Source organism: Acinetobacter sp. FDAARGOS_558 (genome assembly GCF_003937785.1).
Taxonomy (GTDB): domain Bacteria; phylum Pseudomonadota; class Gammaproteobacteria; order Pseudomonadales; family Moraxellaceae; genus Acinetobacter; species Acinetobacter baumannii.
In genome coordinates, this window is record NZ_RKJH01000001.1 from 331408 (window position 1) to 354031 (window position 22624).

Here is a 22624-nt window from a genome sequence, read left to right on the forward strand (position 1 = left end):
CATACCACTACAACAGCCTTATTTACTGAATATTTCTTTCAGACTAGGCAACTAGGTCACGTACATCAATTTTTCCTGTTACAGCATGGGAAATGATTGAGGTGCGGTAGTTTTTGAGTTTTGCAATTAATTCTCTTTGTTTCGCTATCAAAGTATCAATTTTTGATGTTTTTTCATCAAGTAGCTTCACGATTTGATCTTGTTCTTCAATTGGAGGTAGCCAAGCTAAACGACTTTTTAGAACGCCTTGTGAAACACTGTAGACTTTAACGCCCTTCATTTCAGTTCTAACTTGACCTCGATAAGCATTGGAATCGAACATATAGGCTAAATAGCGATGGTTTAATCCACTTTTAGGTCTTGCAATAATGGTGTGATAACCTGCGAAAACTGTAGATTTTTGATTGAGATAGCTAAAGTTTCCTGAACCTTCTAAGTCTTCTGATGTATCAGCAAAAATAAAATCTCCTTCATTGAGAAGGCAGTTTTTATTGGATTCAATAAAATCATGGGAAACACATTTTAGCGGGTTATCCAAAGGATTAAATTCAAATCCGTATTTTGAATGAATCTCGCCATAATTAATGCATGGTATGCCTTCATCACTCAAATCTTCTTTAGTGATTGTTAGACCCTTACCAAAATTAAAAATATGTCGTGTTTGTAAAAGCTTCCAATGCTCAGGTACTTCACCCAACCATTCAATACCACTATCTTTCATAGGTACATCTGGGTCTAAACCTTTCGTTACCGCATGAGAGATAATAGATTTACGATGTTCTTCTAACTTCTCGATTAACTTTTCTTGCTTTGCAATTAAGTTGTCGATACGGGAAGTTTCGGAGTCGAGGAATGAAACGATTTGCTGTTGCTCAACATCGCTCGGAAAAACAATCGGCATTCGATTTAATTCATCAATTTTTAATGATTGGCGCATTCCATCTCCCATTGAATAGAAGACTTTCTGTTGATCATACGCACGAAATAAATAGTTATAAAACTCTGCATTCGCAGTAGTTCTAACTCCTATGTAAGCGGAAGTTATAATTCCATGAAATTTGGAAATTGCACTTCTTAAACTTCGCTTATCATTTTGCAAGTCTGTAAAACGAAAAATAATGTCATTAGGCTGAATAATTTGATAAGTTTCAAAAGATTCAGGTAGCAGACCTTTATTATCTTCAATATTTTTCTCTTTAATACGCCCATAACTAAGAGAAAGAACATTAGTTTCGATCAGACCACTATTCTTAATTTTATTTTCTCGAAATATATAGCCAAATTTTTTTACAGACCAATGCTCAGGCACTTCACCCAACCATTCCACACCACTATCTTTGTAACTTGGGTACTGTTTAAAATTCATGATTACACCTCACCCAAATCTTGATCATCAACAATGCGTAAAGCTGTATGTTTAGCACCTAAATAAGTGCCTTCATCAATCTCAAGCTCCAACCAAGTGTCACAATGTTCACATTGAAATGGGGCAGTATCTTCATAATCCTCAAGCACAATATGTTCTTCACAGTTAGGACAAATCATCATTAAATCTCCCCCAATAGTTGAGCAACTTCTGCTGAAAGCTCTTTAATTTCAGCTAAAGTTTCACTTGGATGGCGAGGTTGTTCAAATTTATAGAAATAACGGTTAAAGTTAATTTCGTATCCAACCAATCCAATTTGACCGTCTTGAGCATCTACCACTTTTTCATCAATAACAGCATCAGGGGCATGTGGTAATACTTCTTTCGCCATGTATTCATGAATATCTTGATTTAATGGAATATTTTCAGAATCATTCAATTCTGCATCAAATAAAATCTCACCGTTCAGCGAAACAATCTCAGCATCAGGATTTTTCTCACCAAAAATCATAAGCAGAGATTGATTGAATGCCTTACTTAATTTTTTGACAGGCAGCTTTTCAAGAAACTCAGATTCAAACCATGAGAACGGTTTAACCTCATTTCCTAATTGCTCAATAAATTTCAACACTTCGCTTTGTTCAACAGCACTAAGCTTATTAAATTCCTTAGTATCTTGAAGCAAGCGTTGCTTGTCCTCAGTGAAATGGAAATCCATGCGTAGAGGGCGTTGTACCTGAACTTGGCGATACCCAAATTCAGTGTAATCGAAGATTTTACTGATTTCACTTTCTTCAAAGTCAGCATAAATACGGGTGATTTCTGCAATAGAGTTTTCATCAAGGTAAGTACGTTTGTTACCTTCATTTTTACGCATTGATGAACCCAAACCTGATGCATCAATAAGCTGAACTTTACCTTGACGGTGAGCGGGTTTACGGTTTGAAATCAACCAAATATAAGTCGTGATGCCAGTACGGAAGAAAATTTCTGTAGGTAAAGCAACAATAGCTTCAATCAAATCATTCTCAAGCATCCAACGTCTGATATTAGATTCACCTGAGTTTGCCTTACCATTAAACAAAGGCGAACCTGAAAGCACAATTGCACCACGCCCACCACCATTCTCAGGGGTTTCAAGCTTCGCAACCAAATTTTGTAAGAATAGCATTGAACCATCACTACTCTTTGGAACACCTGCACCAAAACGCCCTGCAAAACCTAATTTTTGTTCTGCTTTAACGGCAGCAGAGTCTTTATCCCATTTCATGCCGTAAGGCGGGTTAGCGCATTGGTAATGGAAGCGTTTACCTTCATACTGGTCATTACTTAAGGTGCTACCAAGTTTGATATTTGCTGATAGATCACGGCTTGGGTCTGTTTCCAAACGCTTTAACAGCATATTACCTAAAGCAACAGCATGAGTTTCAGGCTGTAATTCTTGACCATGTGGCACTAATACAGGAGCAACTTTATATTTGTCCTTATAGGTTTCAACATGATTCATCATGTCACTTAGGAAGCCACCAGTACCGCAGGTCATATCATATAAAGTTCTGACAAGTCCAAGATTTTGTTCAAATAATTCATTATCAGGGTGTAGTAATAAGGTTGTCGCCAAATGCACAACATCATGTGGTGTCATGAAGTCTTCCGACCCTGTACCCACCTCAGCACCAAACTTGGCAATGAGATGTTCATACACATTACTCATAGTGCGGTCAGGTACTACATTGGGATGTAGGTCGATGTCAGCAAAGTTTTTTGAGATTAGAAGTAAAAGGTTTGCAGCATCTAGATCAGCAATAATTTGAGCAAACTTAAAACCTTCAAAAATTTTACGGACGTTTTCTGAGAATTTTGAAATATAGTCTTCAAGGTTGGCTTTGGTTTTATTACCACCTAATGAAGCTAAGTCATAATTGGAGATGTTATAAAAAGGACGTTGGCTTGCATTCTTTAGAATCACATCAAGAGCAAGGTCTTGATCTTTGAATTGTTCATAAGTTGCAAGAACATTCGGCTTATTTTCTTCTAGTACACATTCCAAACGTCTAAGAATTGTGAAAGGCAAAATGATTCTACCGAACTGTGTATGTGGGAAGTCACCACGTAGATCGTCAGCATTTTTCCAAATAAAGTTTGTTAGTACCGTATCATTGTTATTTGGTATTACAGCCATTTTTCATTTTCCAACCTTAGAATGCATATTAAAATAGTATCATAAAAAGTATGAATTTCAACCTTAAAATGCAAAAATCAAAGTTTTCTCATATTTCAATTTTTATTTTTTTTAGTTAAATAAAACTGGCATTCATTATCTAAATTTCAACCCTGTATTGCAAAAATGGAATGATTTCTATTTTTTTGATTCAACCTTAGATTGCAAAAATGGGGAAATATTATAGAAATAAAAAAAGTGGAATTAATTAAAATTCCACCCTAGAATGCAAATACCCAAATTAATATTTATTTTTGCCTTATTTACTTCCTTCTAGTCATCCATATCTACCATCATCTTAACATTAATTTTTTAAAGATCATTCTATTTCGATTCAGTTTCAATTTTCATCAAATATTCATACTCTATGCGTATTTTTTATGCATCTTAATTCATCAATTGATAAAAAAATGACAACTTTAAACATACTATTTAAGACAACATCTTTATGTCTGGCAATGGCCTTATTGGTAGGCTGTAATGATAACGATGACAATGATTCAAGCACACCAGCACCGCGAAGTAACCAAACTGTAAATATTTTAGCTTTCAATGACTTTCATGGAAATTTAGAACCACCTAAACGTTACGTTGAAGCAGCGAATCCAAATGATGCAACTCAAACTGTACGTATTCCTGTCGGTGGTGTGAGTTACTTTGCAGATGCAATTAAGAAACTTAAAGCTCAAAATCCCAATAATGCTGTTGTGTCAGCAGGTGACTTAATTAGTGCTTCCCCGCTCACTTCTTCGTTATTTCTAGATGAGCCTACTATTGAAGTCATGAATGATATTCAAATTGACTTTAATGCGGTTGGAAATCATGAGTTTGACCGTGGTACAGATGAATTGCGTCGTTTACAAAATGGCGGTTGTCAACAATATACCAGCACTGCCCCATGCCAAATTAATAAAAACTTTAGCGGCGCAAAATTCAATTTCCTTGCAGCTAACGTGGCAATGAAAAATGATACAAGTAAAACGATTTTTCCTGCCTATAAAGTCAAAACTTATGGCGGGATTCCTGTAGCTTTTATTGGTTTAACACTCAAAGCGACTCCAAGTATTGTTTCAGCGGCGGGTATTAAGGATGTTGAATTCCGTGATGAAGCAGATACGGTAAATGCTTTAATTCCTGAACTCCAAAAACAAGGTATTGAAGCGATTGTCGTCGTTGTCCATGAAGGTGCAGCGCCAAGTACGAAACTCAATCAAAAAACATGTGATGGCTTAAGTGGACCAATTTTAGGTATTTTAGATCGGTTAAATCCGGCAGTTGATATTGTTGTTTCGGGGCATACACATCAGTCTTATATTTGTGATTATGCAACCAAGAATCCAGCTAAACCATTTTTACTAACCTCAGCTGGCCAATACGGCACGCTTATTACCGATATTAAGGTGGAGTTGGATGGTAAAACTGGCGATATCATTAAAAAAGATGCTAAACAAATTCCGGTTCAAAGTGAGGCCTATACTTCGGGTACAACCACTGTAAGTCTGACAGACCTCTATCAAAAATTTAGTAAAACGCCAAGTATCGAAGCGATTTTAGATAAATACCGTCAAGCAGTAACCACAATTTCTGGACGTGTTGTTGGAACTTCTACTGCCGTTGTGAGCCGTACACAAGTCGAAAGTGGTGAAAGCCCACTAGGTGATATGATTGCCGATGCACAGCAAGCTGCTGCTCTTCAAGCAAGTAATCAAGGCTCGGATTTTACGTTAATGAACCCGGGTGGTGTACGTGCTGATCTACTAATTAACAGCAATAACCAGATTACGTTTGGTGATATTTTTGCAGTTCAACCTTTCGGTAACTCGATTGTGACTTTGAGCTTAACCGGTAAACAGATTAGAGATGTGCTTGAACAGCAGTGGTCTGGTGCAAATGCAAATTCGCCTAGAATTTTACAGCCGTCTAAAGAGTTGAGTTATCAATATGCGGCAAATACATCTGTTTCACCACGAGCAAGTAACATCATGGTTGCTGGTTCACCATTAGTTGACACTAAAGTATACCGTGTGACGGTAAATAGTTTCTTGGCAGATGGTGGTGACAACTTTACGGTATTAAAAGAAGGCCAAAACCGTGTCGGTGGTGGTCAAGATATTGATGCGCTTGAAAGCTATGTTGCTAAGAACTCACCGTTAATTATTCCGGCTACGACTCGTATTAAAGTCATTAAATAACTCATTTAAGAATACATAAAGGACAGTATGAAGCTGTCCTTTATTTTTATAACAGTTTAAAAGATTTTTATTCGGTATAAAGATTAAGTTCAACACTACTAATGTCGACTCCGGTGTTTGCAAAAATAATATCCGTAACCTCATGAAGTAATTCTTTAACTTTCTCATTTTCAAAGTTCAAGGCTTCAGAGGTTTTGAGCGAAATGAGGTTACAGCTCATCTTGTCTTTTCTAAGCTTATAAATACTTTTACTTTTTCCTAAAAACACCCTTTTGATGATTTTACGGTTTTCAAACTCAGATAAAATTCGATAAATGGTACCTAAGGTAATTTTATGTTCATTTTTAATTTGCGCATAGATACTTACCGCGCTTAAGCCTTGTGGGTTCTGATTTAAAATCTCAAAAACTTGTACCCTCGATTTTTTTATCGGTAATCCATTTAATAATGATTTTGATATTGTCGTCATCTTACTGAACCTTAATGTCTAGAAATATAGGAATTTTTTAAAATTATTTTGACTATATTTACCTGAAAATTATGGAAATGATTTGATCTATAAATTAGAACTTACTACCCTATAAATAAGCTCTGAGCTAATTATTACGTTTTAAAATAACTCCCATATTATCCCTCTCTTTGCTTTCTACATGTGCGCACTTTGCGAATAGATGCATTCTTGAACTGAACCATATGGCGACCCTCTTCATTAATGTCACTCTTCAACATTATTTTGTATAATGGTTAACATATGATAATTATTATCATTTGTGTTTAACGGTGTATCATATACACATAAGTTTTAATATTCAATATTAAGTAATTATCAAATACATAATGATAACCATTATATTTTATTGATTAGATAATGATGAGTTGCATCCATCCTCTATTATAAGTATTCATTTCGGCCCATATAAAAAGCAGATCAATGACCTGCTCTTTATATTTTAAATACAGAAAATTAAATGATTTTTATTCTAGAGGTAGTGCATCTTATTCTTGTATCCATGCTTGGATTACTTGTTGTGTTGTCATGACTTGAGCACATCGTGTACTGGCATATTTTAATGCCATATCGTGCTCTTCTCTGCTAAAGTCAGCCAGCGCATCACCACATAAAAATGGCTGTATGTTTAGCATAAATGCTTCCGCAGCACTCATTAGACAACCAATATGTGCATATACACCACAGATAATGAGTTGATCGCGACCAGAGTCTCGCATGAGTTGTTCGAGCGGAGAAAATTTAAAAACACTATATCTCCACTTAGTAAGCACCGTATCATTTTTTTGAGGTGAAATTTTCGGAAAAATCTGTGTGATGCTTGGCTCATCCTTTAAACCAGGCCCCCAAAAGTCGGTTAATAACTGCCGATATTCAGGTGATTGGTTGCCAGGTTGTGCTGTATAGACAACGGGAATATTAGACTGGCGAGCAGCATCAATTAATGCTTTTGTGTTTTTAATTAGTTCTGGAATAGGTTCTTGGGTTAGATCATAGAAATCTAAAAAATATTGCTGCATATCATGAACCAATAAAACAGCACGACTGGTATGTAGTGGCCAATTTGTTTTGTTTGGAGTAAATTCATGGGCTTGGGGCATGCTGTAACTTGCAATCTTTGGAATACTCATTGGTATTTTCCTTTTCTATCTTTAAAAATATTTGTTCTTTAATTTCAGTGTATTGTTGTGCTGAAGTAAGCTTTAAACCCCAAGTGTAGCTCCTCCATCTACCACTATTTCTTGCATAGTAATTTGGGCCGCTCGGTCCGAAAGTAAAAAGCTCACGGTATTGGCAATATCATCTGGTTGCGCGAGTTTCCGTAAGGGAATACCTGTTCGGTACTGGCTTAAATCACCATCAATTACTGCAGGTGGAGGTGCATTATCTGTCCAGAGTTGTTGCTGCATTTGAGTGAGAGTAGATCCAGGTGAAACGATATTCAGCCTGACTTGATAAGGGGCGATTTCAAGCGCCAGATTGCGACAAAAATGACTCAGTGCAGCCTTAGTGGTGGCGTACATACCAAGTTGCATACGTGGCATACGCGCACTATTTGAACTAATAGTGACAATGCTACCCCGCCTTTTTGCACAAAAATGTTTAGCAACTTGTTGGCTGATCGCGATAGGCGCCATGACATTGACCGCAAAAAGTGTTTCCCAATCTTCCGTTTTTGCTTCAAGCATGGAGCGCATAATTAATACTCCTGCTGCATTTACTAACCCCGTAATTTCGTATTTTTCTAACAGCTCTGAAATTAAAGTTTGTGTTTCTTGTTGATGGGTAATGTCTTGTGAGATGCCTTGCCATTGTGAAGATTGATCTGACGTCATTGTTTTACTGATATCCCATTGTTCAGGATTTTTTTGACAGTCAATACCAATAACATGATAGCCCTGATCTAGTAGTTGCTTGGCGATAGCCGCTCCTATCCCTCTTGCAGCACCTGTGACCACGATGGTAGAGCGCATGTTAATACTCCAATTTATATTATAAAGAAATCTATAAATATAATTGCAAATAATTATCATTCTTATCAAGAGCAAATGGATATAAAAGTTCAAATTATGATCTTACACAAATGAGTTACAGCTTAAAATTACAAGCTAAAATATTGTTTTATAGGCAGTTTATAAAATTTAAAGGTCAAGAATATTTTGTTATTAATAATCATTTTCAATAAGACGGGTTTTGATTTATTCGACTAAAATCAGATTTATGGTTTATCAAAACTAGTAACTTTTTAGGGTTCAATCTCCCGCAGGCTCAGAATGAGTTCTCTATAACTCCGACTCTCGTAAGTTTAGAAATGCGTATAAAAAATGAAAAATTATAAAATCCACATTGTTTCGGTCAGTTGTTTAATCTCTTGAATATCATGACTTACATAAATCATCGGAATTTTAATTTCCTCTTTTACTTTCTGAAAAAAAGGAATAATTTCAGCTTTATGGTTCGCATCTAATGCTGATAATGGTTCATCAAGCAGTAACAGCTTAGGCGAATATAATAATGCTCGACCTAGTGCCACGCGCTGCTTTTCCCCACCTGAGAGTTTGATAGGCATACGTTGTAATAAATGCTCTAACTTTAATAATTCAATAATGTAATCTGCTTCAAAGTGACGTTCTTTTTGCGAAAGATGCTTAAAACCAAATAATAAATTTTGCTTGACTGTTTTATGCGGAAAAAGTTGAGCATCTTGAAAAACCAATCCAACATGCCGCTTTTGCGTGCTGACATTAATGTTTTGATCTGAATCAAACCATGTTTGGCCCTGTATTTTAATGAGTCCACTATGCGGAGTGTTCAGTCCTGCAATGGCGTGTAAAATTGATGTTTTACCTGACCCAGAGGCACCAAATAATCCAATAACAGCAGCATCTGACTGGAAACTAGGCTCAATATGAAATTGACCCATCTGTAGCTGAAAACGGCAATCAATCAACATAACCTTACCGTCCTAAACGCTTCTTTTGATCACGATGAAACCACTGTGCAAACCATAAGGCTAAAAAAGCCACACTTAATGATAAAACAATAAGCCTTTGAATAGCTGCTTCTGTATCGGGCTGTTGCATTAAGCTATACATAGCCAAGGGCAAAGTACGCGTTTCATTTGAAATATTACCCACAAAGGTAATGGTCGCACCAAACTCACCTAAACTACGGCAAAAACATAAAATAGCACCAATTAAAATACCACTGCTGGCAAGAGGTAAAGTGACATGGAAAAATGCCCCTAAAGATGAGGCACCTAATGTCTTTGCTGCCATTTCTAAACGCTGATCGACCAGTTCAATCGCTAGACGAATAGATTGCACCAATAGCGGAAAACCCATCACTGCCGAAGCAAGAACGGCGCCTTTCCAGTTAAATGCAAAATCAATTCCGAGCGGTGCCAAATATTGTCCAAGAATGCCGCGGCTCCCAAAAACTTGTAAGAGCAAGTAACCAGGAACAACTGGTGGTAGCACTAAAGGTAAAAACACCAATGTTTCAATGAATGACTTCCCCCAGAACTCTTTACGTGCTAGAAACCATCCCACACAAATTGCAGGAATAATACTAACCACAAGACAACTCGCTGCCACCTTACAAGAAAGTTGTAGCACGCTGAGCTCTTCTGGGGTTAGAGAAAACATCATGGCTTGACTGGAGCCAACACACTAAAGCCATATTTTTTAAAGACAGCTTTAGCTTGGTTGCTTTGTAAAAATTGATAGAACTTTGCTGAGTTTGAGTTCTTTTTAATCAACCCTAAAGGATAAATAATTGGCGAATGTGTATTTTCTGGAAATACGCCTGCTACCTTCACGTCTTTGCTAATCGCTGCATCGGTTGCATAGACAATCCCAACCTGACATTCACCACGCGCAACAAAGTTTAAAGCAGCTCGAACATCTTCTGTTTCAACTAATTTTGGCTCAATACGGCTCCACCAACCTAAATTGGTAAAAGCTTGTTTAGCATATTTGCCTACAGGCACGCTTTTGGTATCCCCTGTACAAATCTTTCCTGTAAACACTTTATTAGGATCTGTGGCTTTATCTAATTTGATGTTTAATGACTGCCCTTTTGGGGTAATTAGAACCAAACGGTTGCCTAATAAATTTATACGGTCATTTGTTGCAACTAATTTTTTATTTTGCAGATAATCCATCCACTGAGTATCTGCTGAAATAAAAATATCAGCTGGTGCTCCAGCTTCAATTTGTTTAGCTAAGGTCGATGAACCTGCATATGAAGTTTTAATTTCTACTTTATTCTGTTTTTCGTAAATTTTTTCTAAATCGTTAATTGCATTCGTTAAACTTGCTGCTGCATAAACAGTAACTGATTCAGCCTTGGCTGGAACATTAAAGACCAATCCTATGCTGAGGACTGAACAGGCGAAAGCCAAATTTTTTATCTTCGTATCACTTACCATTATGTTTACCTTTTTTGTGTTTTTTTTGCAGCGATATATACCCAAGAATATAGCGCTACACGAAGATTATGAAAAGCATAATTCGTTAACTATAGATGACTGGAATGCAGCAGTGCTTTTTCGGCGTGCACTTGATATTAAGCAAAAGCTATACCAAATCAAAAGATTTCATCGTTATGCAATCTTTTATCTTAACCTTTTAAATAACTACTCATGATTTGGTAATCATGCTCTAAAGCTTGTCGGGCATTGTTTTCCATTTGACGGTAATGCTGTAAGACTTTCTGGCCCAAAGCTGTGATAGCTGCCCCACCACCATGTGTTCCCCCCGTTTGTGTTTCCACTAAAGCTGTTTCAAAGCATTGATTCATGGTGTCGACTAACTGCCATGCACGGCGATAGCTCATATTCATAGATTTTGCAGCTTGTGAGATTGAACCAGTTCTCGCAATTGCTTCAAGTAAATCCGCCTTACCCGGACCAAATGCAATATTTTGCTCTAAAAGAATTCTTATTTGTAATTTTAAGTTTTGTTCTTTCATAGACTTAGTTCACAAAGTTTCATTTTTATGCTGCTTAACATTATAGAAAACTTTAATAGCTTAAAACACATACAAATTTAAATCTCTACTCTTTCTTCAAAAGAGTTCAATTAAAAAATCAAAACTGCACAAAGTGGATAAAGATCTGGAAAAAACGGATAGAGAGCAATGCTTAATCGCGGTTCAATCAGTTAAAAGCTGATTGATTGGAGGATTGAGTAAATGACCTCATCTAATTTAAAACAATGGAATGATTTTATAGATGGATGTATCGACTTCCGTCCTAACGATGGCGTGTTCCGTATTGCACGCGACATGTTTACCGAGCCAGAACTATTTGACTTGGAAATGGAATTTATTTTTGAAAAGGTTTGGATTTACGCATGTCACGAAAGTGAAATTCCAAACAATCATGATTTCCTAACCGTTCAAATTGGCCGCCAACCGATTATTGTAAGCCGTGATGGTAAAGGCGAACTACATGCCATGGTGAATGCTTGTGAACACCGCGGTGCGACCTTAACACGTGTTGCTAAAGGCAATCAATCTACATTTACCTGCCCGTTTCATGCTTGGTGTTATAAATCAGATGGCCGTTTGGTTAAAGTCAAAGCGCCTAGCGAATATTGTGAAGATTTTGATAAATCAAGCCGTGGTTTAAAACAAGGCCGTATTGCCAGCTACCGTGGATTTGTATTTGTAAGCCTTGATACTCAAGCAACAGATTCCCTAGAAGACTTTTTGGGCGATGCAAAACTGTTCCTTGATTTAATGGTTAACCAGTCGCCAACAGGTGAACTCGAAGTATTACAAGGTAAGTCATCTTATACCTTTGCAGGTAACTGGAAGTTACAAAATGAAAATGGCTTAGATGGCTACCATGTCAGCACTGTTCACTATAACTATGTCTCTACAGTTCAACACCGTCAGCAAGTCAATGCATCAAAAGGTGCCAAACTCGACACGCTCGACTACAGCAAATTAGGTGCAGGTGACTCAGAAACTGATGATGGCTGGTTTAGTTTTAAGAATGGTCATAGTGTTTTATTTAGTGACATGCCAAATCCGACAGTTCGTCCGGGCTACAGCACAGTTATGCCATATATGGTTGAAAAATACGGCGAAAAATATGCTGAATGGGCAATGCATCGTTTAAGAAATTTGAACTTGTACCCTAGCCTATTTTTTATGGATCAAATTAGCTCACAGCTTCGTATTGTTCGCCCTGTGGCATGGAATAAAACTGAAGTCATTAGCCAATGTATTGGGGTTAAAGGTGAATCTGCTGAAGCACGCCGTAACCGTATTCGCCAGTTTGAAGATTTCTTTAATGTGTCGGGCCTTGGTACACCAGACGATTTGGTTGAATTCCGTGAGCAACAAAAAGGTTTTCAGGCACGGCTGGAACGTTGGAGCGATATTTCGCGTGGTTGTCAGTCTTGGGAATATGGCGCGACCAAAAACTCACAAGATTTAGGCATTCAACCCGTTATTACTGGCCGTGAATTTACCCATGAAGGACTCTATGTAAACCAGCATGGACACTGGCAACGTCTCATGCTCGACGGCTTAAACAAGAAAGCTTTGAAAATGCAGGATATTACTTTTGAAAACAATGCCGTAATGGATGAGGTGTAACCATGTCACAAGAACTACATTTTGCTGTATCTCAGTTTTTGTACAAAAAGGCAGAGCTTTGTGATGCTTATGACTGGGATGCCTACCTAGAGCTTTACGATGAAGATAGTGAATATCATATTCCACAGTGGATTGATGACCATAACTATGTTCAAGATCCAAATCAGGGCTTGTCTTATATTTATTATGCGGACCGTACAGGCCTTGAAGACCGTGTATTCCGTATTCGTACCGGAAAAGCAGCCTCTGCAACGCCGTTACCACGTACTTTGCACAGCATAAACAACATTCGAGTTAAAACACTGGAAGATGGTCTTATCGAAGCAAAAGTTGTATGGCAAACGCTTTATAACCGTCAAGGTTTAGAAGGCTGTTTTTATGGACACGCAACCTATCTTTTACGCCAAACAGCAGATAGTTTCCGTATTCGTCGTCAGCACAGCATTTTGCTGAATGACAAAATTGATTCCGTTTTAGACTTCTATCACGTTTAAGGGGAATGAAAATGGGACATTCAGTTGCACTTAATTTTGCCGATGGCAAAACCTTTTTCATTTCAGTAAATAACAACGAATTGCTGCTTGATGCAGCAGTTCGTCAAGGAATTAACTTGCCGTTAGACTGCCGCGAAGGTGTTTGTGGTACCTGTCAGGGACAGTGTGAAACCGGCATTTATGAGCAAGAATATGTCGATGAAGATGCATTAAGTGAACGTGATTTGGCCGAGCGAAAAATGTTAGCTTGCCAGACGCGTGTAAAATCAGATGCAGCTTTTTATTTCGATCATGATTCTGCTATTTGCAATGCTGGTGATACCTTAAAAATTGAAACCAAAGTGACTGCGGTTGAGCTGGTTTCAGAAACAACAGCAATTTTACATCTTGATGCGAGCAGTCATGCTGAACAACTTCAGTTTTTGCCAGGTCAATACGCTCGTTTGCAAATACCAGATACTGAAGATTGGCGCTCATATTCTTTTGCAAACAGACCAAATGCGACCAATCAATTACAATTTTTAATTCGTCTCTTACCAGACGGTGTGATGAGTAATTACTTACGTGACCGTTGTCAGGTTGGACAAAGCTTACTTATTGAAGCACCGCTTGGTAGTTTCTATTTACGTGAAGTAGAACGACCATTGGTTTTTGTGGCAGGTGGAACTGGCTTATCAGCTTTCTTGGGAATGCTTGATAACTTGGTTGATCAGCCTAACTCACCTGCAGTTCAGTTGTACTACGGCGTAAATAGTGAAACCGACTTGTGTGAACAACAGCGTTTACAGGCCTATGCAGAACAGCTACCCAACTTTAGCTATCACCCGATTGTGACTAAGGCAACGGAAACTTGGCAAGGTAAAGCCGGTTATATCCATGAGCACTTAAATAAAGATCAACTGGCCGAGCAAGCTTTTGATATGTATTTATGTGGCCCACCGCCAATGATTGAAGCCGTTAAAAATTGGTTAGATGAGCAAGCTCTGCAAAACTACCGTATCTACAGCGAGAAATTTTTACAGAGCAATACCTCACGTTAAAAGTATAAATAGCTTAAAAACTACTAAACCTGAAATGATTCAATATACTCTTATAAGGGGTATATTGAATTTTTGCATTTAAATTAAAAGCTTTTATATATCAATAATATAAAATAATGAATTCCGACAAAATAAATTGACCAGTTCGCACGGATTTGTTATAAATTTTGATAGATCTTAAGGAATAAGATCATGATGAGATTAAGTTATAGCACCTTTTATATCCCCCTATTCTATTTCTCGAATGTATTAAATTGATGGACAAAATCCGACGTAAAAGTTTGAGAAAATCACAATAACTAGCGGTTAGATTGGTCTATATCTTGCTTATATCTCATTGTATTTTACGCTTAACTTAATTTTTAAGTGCCGTATTTACTTATTGCACAGTGAAAGTTTAAAACTTTTGCAACATTGGTAAATACAGGAGTGAGCCAAAAGGGATAAATATGAACCAAGCCAACTCCCACGAACTCAATGGACGTCATTTTCAAAATGAGCCGATCTTTACTGATCATAATTTGGTGTTCGATCACCACGATTTAAGCGAAACCTGCCGAAATGTAGGCCAAATTTTTAAACCGCATGATCTTAAAATCTCTCATCAGAAGCGAGATTTCAGTGCAACTATGCACCATGTTAAAACAGGCGCATTGTCTATTAGTCGCTTGGAATATGGCGCAGATGTCATTATTGAACCAGATCATCTGGATAACTTTTACTTAATTCAGATTCCAACTCAGGGCTATGCAGAAATCGAGTTTGGTTCGCAAAAGTTCATTTCTTATTCTCAAGTTGCTTCTCTTATTTCTCCTCAGCAATCTTTACGTATGCGCTGGCATGCAAACTCACCACAGCTCATTCTAAAAGTGTCAAAGGATGATTTTACTTACCATTGCCGTCAACACATTACCGATTCAGAAAATAACTTACTCATTTTTGACCCAAAATTAGATTTTTCTACCCAAGGTGGAGCCTATTTTTTGCAGCTGGTTAGAACATTGATGGATGCTTTAGCATGCGAGCAACACCCTCTCCATCATCCTTTAGCCTTTAAACAGTTTGAGTCAAATTTATTTAATGCACTGATTTATGGTCAGCCCAATAATGCATTACATAAAATTGATCAATATAAAGAAAAAACGGTATCTCCTTATTTCGTGAAGCGCACAGAAGCATATATTAAAGAACACTTGCATGAGCCGCTTAATGTCGAGATTTTAGCTGAACATGCAGGCGTGAGCGTAAGAACCCTATTTACTGGTTTTAAAAATTATTTGGGAACCACCCCAATGTCTTATCTTAAAGAATTACGCTTTGAACAAGCCCATTTAGAACTTATGCATAATGAACATCTATCGGTCACTGACGTTGCATTTAAATGGGGATTTACTCACTTAGGCCGTTTTTCTCAAGAGTACAAACGCCGTTATGGTGAATTACCTTCTTCTACTCGCCGTTCTGGTCAAAGTGAAGGCTCAGGCTTAATTACTTCTATTTTTTCTTAAACTAAAAAATAGATAAAGCCTTTTATATCAATAAATATAAAAGGCTTTTTTTTATGACTTAGAAATGATGAACATAACGAACTTGTAATCGTGTTCCTTCTGGTCGGTTTTCAGCGTCTTGCTCAAAATAAGCATTTGCAACCAAGTGATCATTTTTAGAAAAACTATACATCGCCCCCGGACCAATTGCCCAGACTTGCTCACGTCTACCTTTAACTTTTTCACCATCCACTTCAGTGTCAGTGATTTGTTTTAGCCAATAGCCATTTAGTCCCAAGCGGAACTGTTCAGTAATGGCATAGTCTGTTGCGAAGTTTGCATGAATTGCTTGCCCAGCTTGCATATCATTTGCACCTGCAAACGCATAGCTTGGGTCATCATTTTTAAAGTTATAGAGATAATGGATACGTGTTGACGCAGTCCATTTGGGATTAAACCAATATGTGGCAGCCCAATACGGGTCAAATGAAACAGCGTTATTACTTGGGTTAATATCTTTTTGCTGGTCGTATTCGCCAGTAGGTAAATTCACCTGAAACTCAAAACGATGTACAAACTTCAGCCCTTGCGCACCCATGACTGGATCGAACTGAATAAAAGGTCCGATCATAATGTCCCCAAAGCCACTTTGGGCCTTAATAGCAGCATTATTTAAGCCATCATCCATGTCCATTTTGCTGACAAAAGGAATTAAAAAATTTATGCCTAGACTAGCTTTATCTTTTACTCGGACATTCGATAAATAACTAATCTGCTCAACCAGTACTTGATAATTTAAATCTGTTTTAGGTAAACCGAGTTTTTGTCCATTGGCATCAACCAGTTTATTGCTATCATAATTTTGAAAATAGGTTTGAGCATACCAGCCGGGCCCTGCAGGTAATCCGCCATCGAGAAAGCTGGTCATGCCTAAATTTACGGTCGGTAAATCATAGGCATGTGTAACCAACGGCAAACCTAACAATGTCCCTGCTAAAAAGCCATGTTTAATTAAAGTGCTTTTCATCTTCTTATTTCCTAAAAAAATCACGACCGGATTGATCGTGATTATGGTGAATTAATGTGCTAATTCTGGATGCTCAGCGGCAATCCGATATTTTCCTGCGTGGAATACTAAAGGCTCACCTTGACGCTGTTGGTATTGTTCAATTTGACCAATAAAAATCAGGTGATCTCCGCCTTCATACTGATTTACATTACGGCAAACCAAGGTTGCGAGTGCATCCGTCAAAATTGGAACGCCTGCATTGCATTGCTGATGGGCAATGCCTGCAAATTTATCTTCCGCACCTCGAGCAAAATGTCCCGAAAGCTGATGATGCTCTTGTGCCAACATGTGAATAGCAAAATATTCAGCTTCTACAAAATCAGGCAAACTTGGCGCTGTTTTTGAAAGGCTCCACAAAATTAATGGCGGATCTAACGACAGAGATGAAAATGAATTGGCTGTCATACCTATTTTCCGGCCATCTTTACCACGAGTGGTAATCACGGTAACGCCAGTTGCAAACTGACCAAGCAAGTTACGAATTTCTCTTGGGTTTTCAATATTAATCGCTTGTAAAGATAAAGTTTCAATTGTGTCCATTTTTAAATCTCCCTTTGATATTTTGACCTTAAGCGACTTTTGCTGTGTTTTTTGAAGCTAAGAATGCCTGAGCTTGATCTGCATCAAACCACCACGGAGCAAAGGCGCGCGGGTCATCAAAGTTATTGGCCATAATTGAAGCAATGCTCTGGTTTTGGCTTGCAGCTGCTAGGAGTTCAACGACATGAGGCTCTGGTGGTAATAACAAGCTATTGGTCCAAGCCACGACTTTTTCTGCATAAGCCCAATAGCGTTCAAAAGTTTGAACCATCCATTGTTCGCTAAAGCTTTGATTATCATTGGCTAAAATGGCATCAAAATAGATCTTGCTACACTTAGCCGCATTGTTTGAGCCTTGACCGGTAATTGGATCATTGACCACTAAGGCATCTGCCATGCCAAAAATCTTTTTGCCAGACGGTAAGGTTAAAACGGGCTTACGTACCGTCGGCGGGAAACGCCCTGCCAAATAACCGCCAGCATCGGTTATCTCAACATTTGCACAGCGTTCATATTCCCAAGGCACAAATTTCTTGAGTAAGTCCAGACTACATTGCAGGTGCTGTTCTGGTGTTTTCACATCTTGCCAGCAATCCATCGGTCCATTTGGAATACCTTCGAACACCATAATGTCGCAAGGCCCATTGATGGTTAGTGCCGGAAATGAAAAGTATTCACCAACTTCGGGAATAATGTTAAAAGTCACACGTGAATAAGGTGAAATTGGCTTCATGTTTTTGACATAGGTCAATGCCAAAGCGCGCTGCGGTTTATCAAAAACACTACGTGCATCATCACGCTCAAATTGCTTAACAACCTCACCTTTACCAGCCGCGAGTAATACAAGCTCGTAGTCGTTTGCGAGTTGTTCCAACTCTTCTATACCCACATCCTGAATCACCAATTGACCGCCACGGCGTTCGAACTCTTCCATCCAATATGGCATTTTGACGCGTTGATCGACCGATTGTGCGTAGCGCTCAAGACGAGCACTCCATTCAAATGCTTTAGCACTATTTTCAGGATTAACTAAAGCTAGCCCAATACCTTCTACTGCTGGACATTGTTCTTCCCAAAAATTTAGTCCCAAGTCACGTTCAGTTTGTAAAGCGGTATGAAACATACACTGGCTTGACATGACTTTACCTTGACGGATTTCATCAGCAGTTCGGTTGGTGATCATGGTCACGTCATAGCCTGTATCTAATAAGCCCAAACCAAGCTGTAAACCAGACTGTCCTGCTCCAACAATTGCAATACGGCGCATAATCTTCTCCATAATTTTCTAAATGTGCTTTTAAAACGCTGTGCTATTCGGCTAAACGTGGAATAGCGGGCTGTGATCCTTCAGGGCCCATCACTGAATATCCGCCATCGACCACATAATCTGCTCCGGTGACAAAACTCGCAGCGGGTGACAATAAAAACAAAACAACATTGGCGACTTCTTCGGGATGACCCAATCGGCCTAGTAAGTGATAATCGGCTGCCACGCTATCGGCCTTTTCACGGTTATTGCCACTGACTTCTGCAATGACACGAGACCATGTCCAACCCGGTGAAACGGAGTTGACGCGAATACCATCGGCAGCAAAATCCATTGCCATGCTTTGTGTGAGTTGACGTATCGCGGCTTTAGAAACTGGATATAACCAGCGCCCTGTTTGTGCCACTTTGGCCGAGATTGAAGTAAAATTAACGATTGAACCTTGCTGCTTTTTTAGGTCATTGTATAAAGCACGGCTCAGCTCAACTGTAGAGACCAAATTAATATCGAGTGCTTGTAACCAGTCCTGACGTGAAGATTTAAAACCATCATCTAAGTAAGTACATGCCAAATTCACCAAGTAGCTCACTTCACCTAAATGTTGGTGAATATCTGCCACAGCTTGTTGAATAGCCGCATCACTGGTTAAATCGGTTTGAATAAACATCACATCATGGTTAAAGCTTTCCGCAATTGCCTTGCCTTTGGCATCAATATCTAAGATAGCGACATGAGCACCTGCACTGACTAAGGCTTGCACAACAGCTTTACCAATCAGTGTTGCGCCGCCGCTTACCACAGCGACTTTTCCTTTTAAATCTATATTCATTACAGATACTCCTTAATTGACTGGCTTGCCTTCGCTACTTGACCAAGATGGCATCAACGTATTGGAAGGAAGATCTTCATCAAGAAGTTTTCGCGCGGTCTCTACACCTGCAACTGGTAAGCCTGTCGGGTCTAATAAACCAATTTGAACGAGTACCGACGCTTGGTCCCAGTAAATATGCTCATGGCACAGCTTTGAACCTCTGAACTGAATTACACCTAACATTGGAATTTCGACATATTTACCAGTTGGTTTTACACCCGGTAATAGCCAGTCAATTTCTGCGTCGTGGGTAAAGCTCATAATGAATTCGTCTACCACTTGCGTTGAGCCAACCGTACGAGAGATCGAAGTGATCTTCATATCTTTTGGGTTTTGATGAACAAAGTGATATTGATAAAAACGGGCAAGCTGGCTTTGGCCTACCCCACCAGTTAAGGTTGGGATATGGTTGACATAAGGTTCTGCGACCATTGTTGCCATGGTTGCTGGTACGTCACGCGTATCGAACTCATGACGAATATGCTCTTCCCATAGCGCGACTAGGTCATATTTCGGTCCAATCGTGTTATGTAGAGCTGTTACAGTACGCTCGTGGGCAAAGCGTGCTGAAGGTTTGTGATAATGATTGCTTTTTGGGCGTGCAAAGGCATGATCAACACCTTCATAAACATAGGCTTGTACATTTGAATACTGGTTGGCTGCATTGACAATCGCTTGTCTCGCATCTGGCGGTGTAAATTGGTCCAGTTCTGCAATATGTAAAACCAAACGCCCTTTTACGTTAGCTAACTCATCTAAGGCTTTTTCAATACCTACACCGTAATAACCTACGGCACATGCTACTTCAGAAAGTCGACAGCCTGCCAAGTAAGCTAGCTTTCCACCTAAACAATAGCCCACCACACCGAGACCTGTAGAGGTATCATATTCTGGTCGTGTCTTTAAAAAAGCTAAGCTGTCTTGAATATCTTCAACACCGAGGTTTTCGTCATATTGCTGATAAAGTTCAAAAGCTTTTTGAAAATCTTCTGGTGTGTAACCCAGTTCAATATTAGGTGCTACACGCCAAAATAAATCAGGTACTAAAACGGTATAGCCTTCTTCTGCAAGAAAATCTGCCTTTTCCCGCATTGCTGCATTCACCCCAAAGATTTCCTGACAAAGCACCACTCCAGGTCCTTTTCCTGTTTCTGGTGTCGCTAGATATGCACTGAACTGCTTTCCAGATGCAGTTTTAATTTGAATGGTTTGACCAGCCATAGTGTCAACTCCTGACATTGTTATGGCTTTATCTTCTATCCGAATTTTTTTTTAGACTGTCCAAAAGCTGCAAGCATTATCCAATCTCTGCGCAATTATCAAAAACAATCAAACTGGATAAAAAATTAAAAACAGAAAAATATCTATATTTCAAAAACTTAAACTAAAAAATGAAATTAATACTTTTTATCTAATTTGGAAAAAATGGATGAAGATTAGGACTTATTGGATAGTGAAGACTGGCTAAAAATAGTTCAATCAAAGATACAGGTTTTGTAACGAATACATTGAATTACTCAGGGAATTAAATAATTTTAAGAAGGAATACATATGAAAACGATAGATGCAAACACGATTATCAACCGTGAGAAACTATCTCCATTACAGTGGATGGTTTTTATCCTAGGATTTTTTGTCTTCTTCTGTGATGGTCTAGACACAGGAATTATTGGTTTTGTTGCTCCGGCATTATTAGATGACTGGGGAATTACCAAGCCTCAACTTGCACCAGTTTTAAGTGCAGCCTTAGTTGGCATGTCAATTGGTGCAATCATTTCGGGACCCTTAGCCGATAAATTTGGCCGTAAAGGCGTTATTGTTTTTACCAGCCTCTTGTTTTCCATATTTACCATTTTGTGTGGCTTTGCCAATTCAACCCAAGACTTAATGATTTATCGCTTTATTACAGGTGTTGGTTTAGGCGCAGCTATGCCAAATATCAGTACTATTGTCTCAGAATATATGCCTGTAAAACGTAAAGCATTTCTCACAGGGCTTGCTGGCTGTGGATTTATGCTGGGTATTTCTTGTGGTGGTGTGTTGTCAGCTTATCTATTAGAAAGCTATGGCTGGGCCAAAGTGATTATTATTGGCGGAAGCATTCCCCTAATTTTAGTGGTTGCTTTATTACTTAAATTACCTGAATCAACGCAATACTTAATTACACGTCATCAGCAAGATAAAGCACAGCGTATTTTAGAAAACATTCAAGGTCATTCTTTTGAAGAGCCTGTAAAACTTGTTTTAACTCAAGCAGAAACTGCAGCGGATGAACATCCGGTTAAAGTGGTTTTAGGAAAATATCTTTGGGGTTCAAGCATGCTTTGGCTCTGCTGTTTTACTAGTCTTTTGGTGTTCTATCTTTTAACAAGCTGGATGCCAACGATTTTAAAAACAGCAGGTTTCAGTACCCAACAGTTTAGTTTAATTGCTGCGATTTTCCCTTTTGGTGGTGTAATTGGCGCAACCATTATGGGATGGTACATGGATAAACTGAACCCAACTACAGTCATTAAATATTCATATCTGATTGCTTTCGTCCTATTCATTGTTGCAGGTTTGGTGAGCTCAAATATTTTCTTATTGGGTCTTACTATCTTCTTAATTGGTGCATTACTCGCTGGTGCACAGTCTTCATTACTGCCACTTGCAGCTATGTTCTATCCAGCAGTATGCCGCGCGGTTGGTGTTTCATGGATGCATGGTATTGGTCGTATCGGTGCAATTTTAGGTGCTTTCTTTGGCTCGCTCATTTTTACTTTTAACTTAAGCTTAAGCGGTATTTTCTTTATTCTAGCAATACCAACTTTCATCTCATTTATTGCACTTAGTCTCAAAGTGATCTATGAAAAATCTAAACACAAACAAGTGTTAAAGTTTGAGGAAAGCCTATAAATATTAATCGATAAATAAAAAACTGATTTAGTTGCCTAAATCAGTTTTTTAATTTGGAAAAT

The 22624-nt window shown here is 38.5% G+C and carries 21 protein-coding genes; 6 read left to right on the plus strand and 15 right to left on the minus strand.

Features of this window, described 5'->3' with window-relative positions; translation table 11 throughout:
* Nucleotides 1-43: 43 nt before the first annotated feature.
* From EGT34_RS01525 to EGT34_RS01535, 3 genes are read right to left on the minus strand one after another with little or no spacing between them, the layout of a single operon-like run.
* The gene (locus EGT34_RS01525) at nt 44-1366 is read right to left on the minus strand and encodes a restriction endonuclease subunit S (RefSeq protein WP_024437640.1); all 1323 of its coding nucleotides are present in this window, start codon (nt 1364-1366) and stop codon (nt 44-46) included.
* Nucleotides 1367-1368: 2 nt separating this feature from the next.
* Nucleotides 1369-1548, minus strand: a complete 180-nt coding sequence (locus EGT34_RS01530) for a hypothetical protein (RefSeq protein ID WP_038405887.1) — start codon at nt 1546-1548, stop codon at nt 1369-1371.
* Nucleotides 1548-3548: a type I restriction-modification system subunit M gene (locus EGT34_RS01535; protein ID WP_024437641.1), complete on the minus strand. Its 2001-nt coding sequence runs from the start codon at nt 3546-3548 to the stop codon at nt 1548-1550. Before EGT34_RS01535 ends, EGT34_RS01530 begins: the two co-directional genes overlap by 1 nt.
* A 449-nt stretch (nt 3549-3997) precedes the next feature.
* Here EGT34_RS01535 and EGT34_RS01540 point away from each other — a divergent pair, with 449 nt between their 5' ends.
* The gene (locus tag EGT34_RS01540) at nt 3998-5779 is read left to right on the plus strand and encodes a bifunctional metallophosphatase/5'-nucleotidase (RefSeq protein WP_031972167.1); all 1782 of its coding nucleotides are present in this window, start codon (nt 3998-4000) and stop codon (nt 5777-5779) included.
* Between the two features lie 67 nt (nt 5780-5846).
* Here the strand turns inward: EGT34_RS01540 and EGT34_RS01545 are convergent, their stop codons facing one another.
* The 7 genes from EGT34_RS01545 to EGT34_RS01575 form a co-directional block, all read right to left on the minus strand.
* On the minus strand, nt 5847-6248 hold the full coding sequence (locus EGT34_RS01545) for a transcriptional repressor (RefSeq protein WP_000207886.1): 402 nt from the start codon (nt 6246-6248) through the stop codon (nt 5847-5849).
* Nucleotides 6249-6775: 527 nt separating this feature from the next.
* Nucleotides 6776-7417 (minus strand): isochorismatase family protein, encoded by a 642-nt coding sequence (locus tag EGT34_RS01550; RefSeq protein ID WP_000026859.1) that lies wholly within the window; start codon nt 7415-7417, stop codon nt 6776-6778.
* 72 nt (nt 7418-7489) lie between these two features.
* The gene (locus EGT34_RS01555) at nt 7490-8260 is read right to left on the minus strand and encodes an SDR family oxidoreductase (RefSeq protein WP_001257949.1); all 771 of its coding nucleotides are present in this window, start codon (nt 8258-8260) and stop codon (nt 7490-7492) included.
* A gap of 359 nt (nt 8261-8619) precedes the next feature.
* Nucleotides 8620-9240, minus strand: coding sequence for an ATP-binding cassette domain-containing protein (locus tag EGT34_RS01560; RefSeq protein WP_000903975.1), 621 nt, complete (start codon nt 9238-9240; stop codon nt 8620-8622).
* 4 nt (nt 9241-9244) lie between these two features.
* On the minus strand, nt 9245-9937 hold the full coding sequence (gene modB, locus EGT34_RS01565; RefSeq protein ID WP_000971589.1) for a molybdate ABC transporter permease subunit: 693 nt from the start codon (nt 9935-9937) through the stop codon (nt 9245-9247).
* Nucleotides 9934-10719, minus strand: a complete 786-nt coding sequence (gene modA, locus EGT34_RS01570) for a molybdate ABC transporter substrate-binding protein (RefSeq protein WP_000253144.1) — start codon at nt 10717-10719, stop codon at nt 9934-9936. The genes modB and modA overlap by 4 nt, the downstream gene beginning before the upstream one ends.
* A 191-nt stretch (nt 10720-10910) precedes the next feature.
* A complete protein-coding gene (locus EGT34_RS01575) occupies nt 10911-11261 on the minus strand; it encodes a winged helix-turn-helix domain-containing protein (protein ID WP_000664112.1) in 351 nt (116 codons plus the stop codon).
* 222 nt (nt 11262-11483) lie between these two features.
* Here EGT34_RS01575 and antA point away from each other — a divergent pair, with 222 nt between their 5' ends.
* From antA to EGT34_RS01595, 4 genes are all read left to right on the plus strand, one after another.
* Nucleotides 11484-12899 (plus strand): anthranilate 1,2-dioxygenase large subunit, encoded by a 1416-nt coding sequence (antA, locus tag EGT34_RS01580; protein WP_000204405.1) that lies wholly within the window; start codon nt 11484-11486, stop codon nt 12897-12899.
* A gap of 2 nt (nt 12900-12901) precedes the next feature.
* Nucleotides 12902-13393, plus strand: coding sequence for an anthranilate 1,2-dioxygenase small subunit (antB, locus tag EGT34_RS01585; protein WP_000076815.1), 492 nt, complete (start codon nt 12902-12904; stop codon nt 13391-13393).
* A 5-nt stretch (nt 13394-13398) separates the two neighbouring features.
* Entirely contained in the window at nt 13399-14433 is a 1035-nt protein-coding gene (antC, locus tag EGT34_RS01590; RefSeq protein ID WP_086241982.1) for an anthranilate 1,2-dioxygenase electron transfer component AntC, read from the plus strand.
* Nucleotides 14434-14882: 449 nt separating this feature from the next.
* Nucleotides 14883-15941: an AraC family transcriptional regulator gene (locus tag EGT34_RS01595; protein ID WP_001070635.1), complete on the plus strand. Its 1059-nt coding sequence runs from the start codon at nt 14883-14885 to the stop codon at nt 15939-15941.
* Between the two features lie 58 nt (nt 15942-15999).
* On the opposite strand, the gene EGT34_RS01600 is transcribed toward EGT34_RS01595, so the two are convergent.
* The 5 genes from EGT34_RS01600 to EGT34_RS01620 are packed head-to-tail and all read right to left on the minus strand — an operon-like array spanning nt 16000 to nt 20888.
* Nucleotides 16000-16947 carry a SphA family protein gene (locus tag EGT34_RS01600; protein ID WP_000843224.1) on the minus strand — a complete coding sequence of 316 codons (948 nt, stop codon included), beginning with the start codon at nt 16945-16947 and terminating at the stop codon, nt 16000-16002.
* A gap of 51 nt (nt 16948-16998) precedes the next feature.
* Nucleotides 16999-17529, minus strand: a complete 531-nt coding sequence (locus EGT34_RS01605; RefSeq protein ID WP_000379658.1) for a flavin reductase family protein — start codon at nt 17527-17529, stop codon at nt 16999-17001.
* Nucleotides 17530-17557: 28 nt separating this feature from the next.
* The gene (locus tag EGT34_RS01610; protein WP_001252597.1) at nt 17558-18796 is read right to left on the minus strand and encodes a styrene monooxygenase/indole monooxygenase family protein; all 1239 of its coding nucleotides are present in this window, start codon (nt 18794-18796) and stop codon (nt 17558-17560) included.
* A 43-nt stretch (nt 18797-18839) separates the two neighbouring features.
* Complete coding sequence (locus EGT34_RS01615) at nt 18840-19625, minus strand: SDR family oxidoreductase (RefSeq protein ID WP_001017888.1); 786 nt, start codon at nt 19623-19625, stop codon at nt 18840-18842.
* Nucleotides 19626-19637: 12 nt separating this feature from the next.
* Nucleotides 19638-20888 (minus strand): dienelactone hydrolase family protein, encoded by a 1251-nt coding sequence (locus EGT34_RS01620; RefSeq protein ID WP_024437642.1) that lies wholly within the window; start codon nt 20886-20888, stop codon nt 19638-19640.
* A gap of 330 nt (nt 20889-21218) precedes the next feature.
* Here EGT34_RS01620 and EGT34_RS01625 point away from each other — a divergent pair, with 330 nt between their 5' ends.
* Nucleotides 21219-22562, plus strand: coding sequence for an MFS transporter (locus EGT34_RS01625; protein ID WP_000848250.1), 1344 nt, complete (start codon nt 21219-21221; stop codon nt 22560-22562).
* The last annotated feature ends 62 nt before the right edge of the window (nt 22563-22624 follow it).